11 protein-coding genes are annotated in these 12,047 nt (G+C 47.6%); 5 read left to right on the top strand and 6 right to left on the bottom strand.

Translation table 11 applies throughout. The annotated features are described in order from the left end of the window. Positions 1-452: 452 nt before the first annotated feature. The gene (locus SD53_RS10190; protein WP_046520135.1) at positions 453-968 is read left to right on the top strand and encodes a hypothetical protein; all 516 of its coding nucleotides are present in this window, start codon (positions 453-455) and stop codon (positions 966-968) included. Here SD53_RS10190 and SD53_RS10185 read toward each other — a convergent pair. Beyond that, a complete protein-coding gene (locus SD53_RS10185; RefSeq protein WP_046520134.1) occupies positions 965-1,843 on the bottom strand; it encodes a LysR substrate-binding domain-containing protein in 879 nt (292 codons plus the stop codon). The two genes, SD53_RS10190 and SD53_RS10185, sit on opposite strands and share 4 nt — an antisense overlap. Positions 1,844-1,941: 98 nt before the next feature. Here SD53_RS10185 and SD53_RS10180 point away from each other — a divergent pair, with 98 nt between their 5' ends. Further along, positions 1,942-3,150, top strand: a complete 1,209-nt coding sequence (locus SD53_RS10180) for a M24 family metallopeptidase (protein WP_046520133.1) — start codon at positions 1,942-1,944, stop codon at positions 3,148-3,150. A gap of 156 nt (positions 3,151-3,306) precedes the next feature. Continuing rightward, the gene (locus SD53_RS10175) at positions 3,307-3,996 is read left to right on the top strand and encodes a hypothetical protein (protein WP_046520132.1); all 690 of its coding nucleotides are present in this window, start codon (positions 3,307-3,309) and stop codon (positions 3,994-3,996) included. Positions 3,997-4,081: 85 nt separating this feature from the next. Here SD53_RS10175 and glnG read toward each other — a convergent pair whose 3' ends face one another. From glnG to glnA, 4 genes are all read right to left on the bottom strand, one after another. After that, a complete protein-coding gene (glnG, locus tag SD53_RS10170; protein WP_046520131.1) occupies positions 4,082-5,491 on the bottom strand; it encodes a nitrogen regulation protein NR(I) in 1,410 nt (469 codons plus the stop codon). Further along, positions 5,479-6,564, bottom strand: a complete 1,086-nt coding sequence (glnL, locus tag SD53_RS10165; RefSeq protein ID WP_241481784.1) for a nitrogen regulation protein NR(II) — start codon at positions 6,562-6,564, stop codon at positions 5,479-5,481. The genes glnG and glnL overlap by 13 nt, the downstream gene beginning before the upstream one ends. A gap of 79 nt (positions 6,565-6,643) precedes the next feature. Further along, positions 6,644-7,156, bottom strand: coding sequence for a DUF4124 domain-containing protein (locus SD53_RS10160; protein ID WP_082101845.1), 513 nt, complete (start codon positions 7,154-7,156; stop codon positions 6,644-6,646). 119 nt (positions 7,157-7,275) lie between these two features. Then, a complete protein-coding gene (gene glnA, locus SD53_RS10155; protein WP_046520128.1) occupies positions 7,276-8,685 on the bottom strand; it encodes a glutamate--ammonia ligase in 1,410 nt (469 codons plus the stop codon). 453 nt (positions 8,686-9,138) lie between these two features. On the opposite strand from glnA, the gene typA reads away from it, so the two are divergent. Together typA and SD53_RS10145 are read left to right on the top strand one after the other, a co-directional pair. After that, positions 9,139-10,968, top strand: coding sequence for a translational GTPase TypA (typA, locus tag SD53_RS10150; protein ID WP_046520127.1), 1,830 nt, complete (start codon positions 9,139-9,141; stop codon positions 10,966-10,968). A 255-nt stretch (positions 10,969-11,223) separates the two neighbouring features. Continuing rightward, entirely contained in the window at positions 11,224-11,760 is a 537-nt protein-coding gene (locus SD53_RS10145) for a DUF3016 domain-containing protein (RefSeq protein ID WP_052749340.1), read from the top strand. Here SD53_RS10145 and SD53_RS10140 read toward each other — a convergent pair. Beyond that, positions 11,747-12,046, bottom strand: a complete 300-nt coding sequence (locus tag SD53_RS10140) for a hypothetical protein (RefSeq protein ID WP_046520126.1) — start codon at positions 12,044-12,046, stop codon at positions 11,747-11,749. The genes SD53_RS10145 and SD53_RS10140 overlap by 14 nt on opposite strands. Position 12,047 lies beyond the last annotated feature (1 nt).

Here is a 12,047-nt window from a genome sequence, read left to right as displayed (position 1 = left end):
TTGAGAGAACGGAAAACAGTACAATTCTTTTTTTATGTGTCGGAATGTTGGTGCTATCAATTTCAGTTATTTATGGATGGAATAAGTCTAAAAAATAACTCCCCAAAGCCCTACTGGTGAAGTGGGGCTTTTTTATAACTGCTGATTTGGGTTATAAGTCGAGCTTCGGTGTTTTAAAATCATGCCCTCACGCAATGATTTAATCGCAAGTGTCGCAACAATCACGCTTTTTAATATGGGCAACTAGGACACTGAATTATTCAGTGCTTTTGGGAGTATAAAACTGCACAAAACCACCAGTAGCCTGGTCAGTCATTTCCAGTAGAACCGATCAGTAGTCACCAGCAGGTCTGTCATTTAGGTGCAGCGCCTACAAAGGGCATCATCACTCTCTGCTTTCCTTACTTGAATGACACTGGTAACTTATCGCTCTTTGTACTCTGGGGTGAGTTATGGAAAAAAGTCTGTCGTATCTTAATTGGAGCCTTGGGCAGTTAAAGTGGACCAGCTTAGGCAGTTTTGTGTTAGCGGCTGCTGCAGTGGCTGTGTTTGTATTTTTCCCAAAATACACAGTACAGAGCGATGGCTCCGACTTATTGCAGGTGCCAGCGGTGCTCAGTGGCATGAACTGTGATGCTGATTTGGGTGGCAAAGGCACTATTTATTTAAAAAGTAGCTTGTCGACTGAATGGTTGCCGCTACAGGGCAGGCAGGATTGCGACAATACGCAGCAGTTATATGGGTTTTTAAACAGAGAAAATCAGTTGATATTTTTTGTTGAAAATAAAGTGGGTGACTTTCTGATCCATGGGGTGCGCACTGCAGCGACCAATAAAAAACTATTGTGGCCTGACAATAACATCATAGTGATGAATAAATGGAACAGTCTGCCCCTGGTGCTGGCTTTTGTGTTCTTCGTCTGTGGCGTAATGTTTTGGCGGGCTTATGCACAGCGCACCGGGTTTTAGCCAGACGCTGGTTGTAGTTGTTCTGTCAGCCACTGAATAAAATGAGCCACAGCAGTACTTTGCACACTATCGGTTTTGTAATGCAACTGATATTGCCCCCAGGGTAGCTGATAGCTGAACTGGCGTAATGCCACCAACTGACCGCTGGCTAAAGCTGGCCCTGCGATAAAGTCATTCGACAAGGCAAAGCCGCTGCCTGCTGTGACAGCCTTTGTTGCCAATAACGCCAGATTGACATAACGCAGTTGCATAGCTGCCGGGCTGCGTAACTGTTGGTGCTGGCACCACAACTGCCAATCTTCGCCAGTTTCCGAGCTGTACAGCGGGTAGTGCAATAATTCTGCAGCATCAGCGCTGGTTAACAACTGAAACTGAGCTGGAGCACAGACTGGATACCAGAACTCGGTGCGCAGTTGCCGGCTGACAAAACCAGCCGGAGCAGGCCAGGTGCCTAGTATTATGTCGTACTGCTCCGGGTCGGCATTATTGGCCATCGAAGCCATATCCAATAAGGTATCCAACTCTGGATGTTGTTGTTTAAACAGCTCCAGACGAGGGGCCAGCCATTCTACTGCGATAGAGGTTTGTGCCAGAATTTTGAGTTGTACAGGCGGCTGATTGAGTAAATGTTGAGTGACAGAATTCAGTCGGACAAAACAGTCCCGCACCACTGAATACAACATATCGCCATACTGCGTCAGCTCCACACTTTTGTTTTGTCTTAGCAACAAAGGCTGACCAATAAAATCCTCCAGCAATTTCACCTGATGACTGACGGCGCTTTGCGTAACATAAAGTTGCTCTGCCGCTTTACTGAAACTTTTCAGTCGTGCCGTCGCTTCGAAGGCTTGTAATGCTTTGAGTGGAGGTAACATGGATGAATCCAATTCATGATGTGTTGAATTTATATCATTTTAATTCATGTAGGCAGGGTTGCATACTTTGAACTATGAACAGCAGAGTGGAGCAAAGAATGAGTCAGATCGGCGGTAAAACCAAACAACAGGCGCTGGATAGCTTAGAACCTATGACCGCAGGTGTCGAGGTCATCAGCGCCGCTGAGTACCAAGCCCGAATTAACAAAGCACAGCAGTTGATGCGGCAGCAGGGGATTGATGCCTTGTATCTGAATGCCGGTACCAATTTAGCTTACTTCACCGGTACAGTCTGGTACGCCAGCGAACGTTTAGTCGGCGCTTTGCTGCCAGCTACTGGCGAGTTAGTCTATATCAGTCCAGTGTTTGAGATCCCTACGCTCAGTGGTTTTCAGGTGATCCAGGGGGAGGTTTTGGGCTGGCATGAGCACGAAAACCCTTATGAGCTATTGCTGAGTGCGTTAAAACAACGCTGCACTGAAGCCAAACCGGTATTGGCGCTGGATGACAGCAGTGCATTTTTTATTTTTGAAGGCTTGCGTCAGGCGGATCCACAGCAGCAGATCGTCAGTGGTAAAGTCATTACACAAGGTTGCAGGGCACAAAAATCGGCGGCTGAATTAGCCATTATGCAGCGTGCTATGGACATGACGCTGGCCGTGCACAAAGCTGCAGCCAGTATTTTGTATGACGGCATCAGTACTGCGGAAGTGGAAGCTTTTATCGATGAAGCCCATCGTAAAGTCGGCGCCAGCGGTTCCTATTTCTGCATCGTTTTATTTGGGCCAGATTCGGCGTTTCCGCATGGGGTGAAAACGCCGAAAAACCTTGAAAAAGGTGATATGGTGCTGATTGATACGGGATGTCGTCTATTGGGGTATGTCTCTGATATCACCCGAAGTTATGTCTTTGGTGAGCCGACAGCCCGTCAACGTGAAATCTGGTCCGCAGAAAAGGCCGCGCAGGCGGCAGCTTTCGCTGCGGCACAACCTGGCGTAGCTTGTGGTCTGGTGGATGCTGCGGCGCGGGAAGTGCTTGAGTCTTATGGCTTAGGACCAGAGTATGCTTTGCCTGGTTTACCACACAGAACAGGCCATGGCATCGGCATGGATATCCACGAGGGGCCTTATTTAGTGCGAAATGAACAGACACTATTATCTGAGGGGATGTGTTTTAGTAACGAACCTATGATCTGCGTACCAGGTGAATTTGGCGTACGGCTTGAAGATCATTTTTATATGACAGCCAGCGGTCCACGCTGGTTTACTGAACCCGCCATCAGCTTAGAGCAACCCTTCCCACTTTAATCCATCGCGGACCACTCTTTCTCGAACCAGCCACTTTGTGTGGCTGGTTTTACCTTTTCCTGATATTCGGTAACTTTTGTCAACCGAACCATTACAAATGGTCACAGGGTTTTTCCTCGTTGCTCTTAGACTAGGCATAACTGAAGGAGATCTGTGATGAAGCATTTGGCTTTAGTGATAGGCTTGAGTGGTGTGCTGCTGTCTGGATGCAATATGGAGTTGCTCAGCGCTGATAAGGCTTTTAATTTTGATTTCAATACAGGCAGTCATGGCTGGACTGCAGGCTTTTCAGATTACCCGGCAGATAATGCAGAGATTTATCAGTTAGAGTCGGGGCTGCGTGTTCTGCCAGGGAATGCCGGTAAAAAAGCTTTTTATCTGTCTGGAATGAATCGCAGTGACGATTTATTTATGTATATCAAGAACCAGTTCTCTGGGCTTGAACCCTCGACTAAATATTACGCCAGAGTCAGGCTGACGTTTTTATCCAATGCCGGAGTAGGTTGCGCCGGAGTGGGAGGCGCGCCGGGAGAAAGTGTGTATCTGAAGTTTGGTTATGGTGATAAAGAACCTAAGCAAGAAGGTTACTACCTGAATCTGGATAAAGGACAGCAATCCCAATCCGGCACTCAGGCCAAAGTGATCGGCAATGTCGCTACTACGGGGGCAGCCTGCGATGGCTCTAACTTTGCTGAAAAAACAGTACAAACCACCACCAGTGAACGTGTTCCTGTCTACAGTGACGGTCAGGGACGAGTCTGGGTGTTTATTGGCACCGACTCAGGTTATGAAGGTTTAACCTCCTTGTATTACAAAAATATAGAAATAGCTCTGGAAAGCTTGTAAGACTACCGATTAATTTCCTGCCGGCCTGATGTGTCGATGTGGCATCTGGCCGGTTTTTTTAAAGTCAGGAATGGCACATTCCTGCTTATTCCATATTCAGCTCTTTGAGTTTACGCGTCAGCGTATTACGACCCCAGCCTAAACGCTTCGCTGCGTCCTGTTTATGCCCATGGGTGTAATGCAACGCCTGTTGCAACACTATTTTTTCAAACTCCGGCCCGGCTTCGGCCAGGATATTTTCTTCACCGGCATTAAGCTTTTGACTAACCCAGGCGGCTAACGCCTCCTGCCAGCTTTGTTGACCACCGGCCGTAGCGCTCACCACCACTTTAGGTGCTGTGGTGAGTTCTGGCGGTAAGTCCGATAACAGAATTTGTTTGCCACTGGCCATCACGGTCAGCCAACGACAGCTATTTTCCAGTTGGCGCACATTACCGGGCCAGTCGAGCTGAGCTAAAAATTTTTCGGTTTCAGGCGCCAGATTTTTCGCTTCCACATTCAGCTCGCGAGCCGCCTGTTGCAGGAAATGTTGTGCCAGTTTCGGAATATCTTGCTTGCGATCTTTCAGTGCCGGAATTTGAATGCGGATCACGTTCAGGCGGTGGAATAAATCTTCACGGAATTTACCTTCCGCCACCAAAATCTCCAGATTCTGGTGCGTCGCGGCAATAATACGCACATCGACACTGATACCCTGATGACCACCGACCCGATAAAACTGACCGTCCGCCAATACCCTTAATAAACGGGTTTGCACATCCAGCGGCATATCGCCAATTTCATCGAGGAACAAAGTGCCGCCATCGGCTTGTTCAAAACGACCTTTACGCAAATTGGCTGCGCCGGTAAAGGCGCCTTTTTCATGACCAAACAGCTCTGATTCGATTAAATCTTTTGGAATAGCGGCCATATTCAGCGCAATAAAAGGCTGCTCCGAACGAGGACTGTGTTTGTGCAGTGCATGAGCCACTAACTCTTTGCCCGTGCCGGATTGACCATTGATCAGCACACTGATACTGGAACGCGATAAACGGCCAATAGCCCGAAACACTTCCTGCATGGCAGGGGCTTCGCCGATAATTTCCGGCACTTCGGTTTGCGCTACAGTTTGCTGTTTCGGTTGTTTGGCCTGACTATGGGCCAAAGCACGCTGAATAAGCGATACCGCCTCGTTGACATCAAAAGGTTTGGGCAGGTATTCAAAAGCGCCTTTTTTAAAGGCATTGACGGCGCTGTCCAGATCTGAATGGGCTGTCATGATAATGACTGGCAGCTCAGGCGATAATTCCTGCAACTTGGTCAGCAAAGCCATACCGTCAGTGCCCGGCATCCGGATATCGGACACTACAACAGTCGGCTGTTCATACTGCAGGCGCTGCAACATTAAATCGGCCGAAGCATAACTTTCGCAGGCAATATCAGCCCGGGCTAATGCTTTTTCCAACACCCAGCGGATCGAATTGTCATCATCAATAATCCAGACTACTTGCTGCATTGTTCTTCTCCAGAGTTATTGAGCGGTAAATACAAAGTAAAAGCGGTTTGCCCGGGCCAGCTTTCGCAGTCAATCCAGCCACCATGCTGGTGAATTAAGGTTTGAGCGATAGACAACCCCAAACCTGTACCACCGGGTTTGCCTGTGACCATAGGGAAAAATAAGGTGTCTTTAATTTCTGGCGGAATACCAGGGCCGTTATCTGTCACTTTAACGGCTGCCACTAAACGGTGACGACGGCCATGAATGGTATGCTGATTTAAAATCCGGGTCTGCAAGGTGATTTGCCCCCCTTCTGTCAGTACCTGTTGGGCATTACCTACAATGTTCAGCAGGGCCTGTTCTATCAGCTCAGGGTCAAAGGAAAAATCCGGAATACTGGGGTCGTAGTCCCTGACAAACTGCACCTGAGTCGGGTTGTCCATTTGTGCCAGTTGGCTGACTCTTTCCAGCACCTGATGCACATTGGATGGTTTTTTATTCGGCGCTTTGTAAGGGCCTAATAAGCGATCCACCAGATTTCGTAGTCTGTCTGCCTGGGCAATAATTAACTGAGTGTATTCTTTTTGATCGTCATTTAAAGACTCCTCCAACAACTGAGCTGCGCCCCGCAGGCCACCTAAAGGATTTTTAATTTCATGAGCTAAACCACGGATCAGTTCCCGTGCTGCTAAATGCTGGTGCTGCTGCAAACTTTCCAGACTGATTTTGCGCTGTTGATCGACCTGACGTAATTCCAGCATCAGGGCTAAATGGGGTTGTTCAATCAGGTTAACGGTTACGTCCAGCAAAATATGCCGGCCATCCAGCAATACCGCCTGCACGTCGCTGATGCCAAACCCCTGCCGGTTTTGCAGGGCGGTTAAAAAGAAACTGGAGGTTAAATCTGTGTATTGAAACAAGGTAAAAAAATACTGCTGCGCCAGTCGTTTTTCGCCCACACCAAACATCGCCGAACTGGCGGTATTAAAATACTGCACCTGTAACTGGCTATCGAGCACCAAAATAGCGGTGCTGAGTTGATCGGTAAAGTCGGTGGTGGAAAAATCCATCGTCTTTGATTGTTGGGTCACTGCGCTCACCTATTGCACCAAAATGGTGCCCTGTTTTCACAGTGTACTGTAAAACAGGACGGACTACCGTCAAATTGCACTATTTTGGTGAAGCTATTGTCGTTTTACGTAAATAAAAGGTTGTGACAGGACTTTCTGCAATTAGCTTGCCGTTTTGATCGAGCGCTTGTAACTGCAATTGATGTTCTCCCCGTTCCACACCAAGCAGACGGAAGTTGCCTTGGCGCTGCAGTGGGCTTTGCTGACTATTGTTCAGTACTAAACGCAGTTTGTGTTGTTCTGCCAGCGCCGGGCTGACTTCGGTTTGGATGATCACTTCGCCCTGATTGGAGATCACTGTATCGTCCATTGCCGGGGTGACGATGCTCAGTTGGTAGGGAATAGCCGTTTCAGTAGGGGCAGCTAAGGGTTGAATGGGTGTCACTTGTGGTGGGGACTGACTTTGCTGCGACACCTTAAGTTCCAACTTTTTGGCACCGGCAACAGGTTGGTCTGAGTACAGAGGCACACCATTTTTATCGATGCTGAGATAAACCTGCTGTGCCTGCAATGAGCTGCAGAACAATGCAAAACAACAAAGCAGTCTAGTCATATCGGCCTTGTGCTGACGACAGGGATGTTATTACTCTAATCCGTCCTGCGCCTGATCTCAAATAGCCAAAAAGAAAAACCCGCGGCAAGCGCGGGTTTTCAGGCATTTTACAGGCGATGTTATACGCTGTAGTACAGTTCGTATTCCAGTGGGTGAACTGCGATAGAAACACGTTTGGCTTCAGCACGTTTCAGTTCGATGTACGCATCGATCATCGCATCAGACATGACGCCACCTTTCGTGAAGATAGCGCGGTTTGCATCCAGTGCATCCAGAGCTTCGTCTAAAGAACCACAGACCTGAGGGATCAGTGCTTCTTCTTCTGGTGGCAGGTCATACAAGTCTTTATCCATCGCATCGCCTGGGTGGATCTTGTTCTGAATACCATCTAAACCAGCCATTAACTGAGCTACGAAAGCTAAGTACGGGTTCGCTGCCGGATCCGGGAAACGCACTTCGATACGACGTGCTTTTGCACTTGGTACCAGTGGGATACGGATAGAGGCTGAACGGTTACGGGCTGAGTAAGCCAGCATTACAGGAGCTTCGAAGTGTGGCACTAAACGCTTGTACGAGTTAGTCGACGGGTTAGTGAAGGCATTGATTGCCTTCGCGTGTTTAATGATACCGCCGATGTAGTACAGAGCAGTTTCTGACAAACCCGCATATTTATCACCAGCAAACAGGTTTACACCGTCTTTTGCTAGGGACTGGTGACAGTGCATACCTGAACCGTTATCGCCAACCAATGGTTTTGGCATAAAGGTGACAGTTTTGCCGTACAGGTTAGCTACGTTGTGAACCACGTATTTCAGAACCTGAATTTCGTCAGCTTTCTTAGTTAAGGTGTTGAAACGGGTAGCGATTTCGTTCTGACCCGCAGTAGCTACTTCATGGTGGTGAGCTTCAACCACCTGACCCATTTCTTCCAACACGACACACATAGCGCTACGGATATCGTGGTGTTGATCGACTGGTGGTACCGGGAAGTAACCGCCTTTCACGCCAGGACGGTGCGCTTTGTTACCGCCTTCATAGACTTTGTCTGAGTTCCAGGCTGCTTCAGCAGAATCAATAGCAAAGAAAGCAGTAGACATTGTGTTTTTGAAACGCACGTCGTCAAACATGAACCACTCTGGTTCAGGTCCAAACAAGACAGTGTCAGCAATACCGGTAGACTTCAGGTACTCTTCAGCGCGTTTAGCGATAGAACGCGGGCAACGCTCATAACCTTGCATTGTGCTTGGTTCGATTACGTCACAGGTAATGTTAACAGTGGTCTCTTCAGAGAACGGGTCCAGCAGCATAGTGTCTGCTTGAGGCATCAGGATCATGTCTGAGTCGTTAATACCTTTCCAGCCGGCGATGGAAGAACCGTCGAACATTTTGCCATCTTCAAAGAAATCTTCGTTGATTTGACTGGCTGGAATAGTCACGTGTTGTTCTTTACCTTTGGTATCTGTAAAGCGTAAATCAACGAATCTTACGTCGTTCTCTTTGATAAAACTCAGTACTGTAGATGCAGACATGCATTCCTCCGGTTTGTGCTGTTGACGGGTGCGGTCAGGCACCTGTTTTTATAATGCTGGCTTAGGCCAAAGCTTTGCGCATTCCAATGCGATTCCTGTGCCAAAGATTTAGTGTATTGATTTATATGGTTTTTTTGTAAAGGGGCCTCATGGTGATGCAGGGTTTTGCATTCATTTGGTGCAATGCTGCCTCATTATGAGGCAAAAGCCCCAGCTTGGTGCTTTTTTTAGCTGCACCGCAGTTAAAATAGCAAGTTTCATCACGCTGTCACTGAAAAACGATGAAATAAGCGGGCCGGTGGTCAGGATGTAAAAATAAGCTGCTTTTGATCACAGTTAATTTTTCTTTCTGCGTAAAAACAGAGTAGAATACGCGCCCTTGAATTCGAGCAACTTTTAGTCAATGCCTAGTGGTCAGGTTTATGGTCAGCTAGTGCCACAGAGGAAATACAAATGAGCGGAACCGCTTCAGCAATAGAAAAACTGCGTAATATCGCCATTATCGCGCACGTTGACCATGGTAAAACAACTTTGGTTGATAAGTTACTGCAACAATCAGGTACTTTTGACTCCCGTGCCAAGTTGCAGGAACGCGTGATGGACTCCAACGCTCAGGAATCCGAGCGTGGTATCACTATTTTGGCAAAAAACACTTCAGTTCGCTGGAACGGTTACCACATCAACATTCTGGATACGCCAGGCCACGCCGATTTCGGTGGTGAAGTTGAACGTGTATTGTCTATGGCTGACTCTGTATTGTTATTGGTTGATGCGGTTGAAGGCCCTATGCCTCAAACTCGTTTCGTTACGCAAAAAGCCTTCGCCCACGGTTTAAAGCCTATCGTTGTGGTGAACAAAATTGACCGTCCAGGCGCACGTCCTGATTGGGTGATTGACCAGGTATTCGACCTGTTTGACAACCTGGGTGCCACTGACGAGCAGCTAGATTTCCCAATCGTTTATGCATCAGCCATTAATGGCTGGGCAACTCTGGATTACAACGAACCTAAATCAGATATCAACGATCTGTTTGCTGCTATCGTAGAGCACGTTGCTCCTCCTGCGGTTGAACTGGATGGTGATACTCAGTTACAAGTATCTCAGTTGGATTACTCCAGTTACTTAGGCATTATCGGTATTGGCCGGATCAAACGTGGTACCTTAAAGCCAAACCAACAAGTGACTATCTTAGGTGCTGATGGCTCGAAGCGTAACGGTAAAGTCGGTCAGGTTTTTGGTTATTTAGGTTTGGAGCGTATTGAAGCGACTGAAGCCAACGCGGGTGACATCGTTGCCTTCACTGGTTTAGGTGAGCTGAAAATCTCTGATACCATTTGTGCCCCGACGAACCTGGAAGCATTGCCAGCCCTTCAGGTTGACGAGCCAACAGTGACTATGACTTTCCAGGTCAACACCTCTCCGTTTGCTGGTAAAGAAGGTAAATTTGTTACTTCACGTCAGATTTTAGAGCGTCTGAACAACGAACTGAAGCACAACGTTGCATTACGTGTTGAAGAAACTGAAGATGGTGACAAGTTCAAAGTATCAGGCCGCGGTGAACTGCACTTAGGTGTTCTGATTGAAAACATGCGCCGTGAAGGTTTCGAACTGGCTGTATCTCGTCCTGAAGTGATCATGAAAGTGATTGATGGCGAAAAAATGGAGCCGATGGAAAACGTGACCATCGACGTGGAAGAGCAGCACCAGGGCTCTATCATGGAGAAAATGGGCGAGCGTAAAGCTGAAATGACCAATATGCAACCAGATGGCAAGGGCCGTATTCGTATGGACTTTCTGATGCCAAGCCGTGGTTTGATCGGTTTCCGTACTGAGTTCATGACTATTACTTCTGGTACAGGTCTGATGTACAACAGCTTCGATCACTATGGTCCTTACAAAGGCGGCACTATAGGTCAGCGCACCAATGGCGTATTGATTTCTAATGCGATGGGCAAAGCTGCTGGTTATGCAATTTTCTCTCTGCAGGAGCGCGGTCGCATGTTTATCGGTCACGCAGAAGAAGTGTATGAAGGTCAGGTGATTGGTATTCACAGCCGCAGCAACGACTTAACTGTAAACTGCTTAAAAGGTAAACAGTTAACTAACGTTCGTGCGTCTGGTACTGACGAAGCGATCAACCTGGTTCCGCCTATCCGCTACACTCTGGAGCAGGCTCTGGAATTTATCGATGACGATGAACTGGTTGAAGTGACGCCATTGTCTATCCGTATTCGTAAGCGTCATTTAACAGAAAACGATCGTAAACGCGCCAGCCGCGCTTAATGGTCTGTATGACAATAAAAAAACCGCCGCAAGGCGGTTTTTTTATTGCGGGAAGAGCAAGGATGGCCGCGATACTCTGTAAAGCAACGTCAGGAGCGCATTACATCTGCATACGTCTACACACAATTAATCACTTCAGACAAGGCAACTTACTGAGCTATAGTGATGTCTGTAGGAGTAACATAACTACTGTGTTCCGGATGAGTTAAGAGCAATGGCATTGCTCTGGTGGCTGATCGCAATAAGAAGAGGTGAATGATGCGTTTTGTAAAAACTAGTGTGCTGATGCTTTCTCTGTTGCTCGCTGGAGTAGCCGCAGCGGCAGAAGTGAAGGTGGAATACAAAGACTATAAAAAGTTTACGGATATGAAACCAGCCAATGAACCTCGTGGCAGCTTTGAAAAACGCACTATGGCTAACTTTGATAAGATTTTTGCGGATTTAGCGAAAAAGTTACCGGAGGGCTATAGCTGGAATGTTGTGGTCACCGATATAGATTTGGCAGGTGATGTGAATCATATGTTTACGCAGACAGGCCAGCAGATCCGCGTGATTAAAGACATCTTCATCCCACGTATTCATTTTAGCTATACCCTGGTGGACCAAAACAAAGCTGTGGTTGCGGAAGAAAAAGATCTGAAACTCAAAGATATGGGCTTTATGAGCAGGATCAGTAATACCAGAGCAGATCAACCTCTGGAACATGAGAAGATTATGTTAGAGCGTTGGTTCAAGGATAGCTTAGCGCCAGCGGTCGTCGCACATCAACAGGCTCAGGTTAAAGCAGGTTAGCGATCTCCCTGTAGATGGCAACCGCTTCCTCCCGACTCAACTGACCACTGGATGCTGCTTTTCCGATAGTGCTGGTAACCCGGATAGAATCTTGCCGTACTTCTTCTTTTGGTGGTGTTGATTGCGGCAGGTTCTCCAGCACTTGCTGCTGTTTACTTTGTTGTACCGCAGGCTCCAATTCCCGGGCTAATGCAGTTCCGGGGTTCGAACGAACAGAAGCGCCTGACAAGGCAAATTGTCGCGCTTCTGATCTGATACTGTCGAGTGAAGTGGTTAAGCTGGCCATG

The organism is Rheinheimera mesophila (assembly GCF_000986865.1).
In the GTDB taxonomy this organism is placed as follows: Bacteria; Pseudomonadota; Gammaproteobacteria; order Enterobacterales; family Alteromonadaceae; genus Pararheinheimera; species Pararheinheimera mesophila.
Note: the sequence above shows the minus strand (reverse complement) of the source record. Positions and strands in the feature narration are given on the sequence as shown.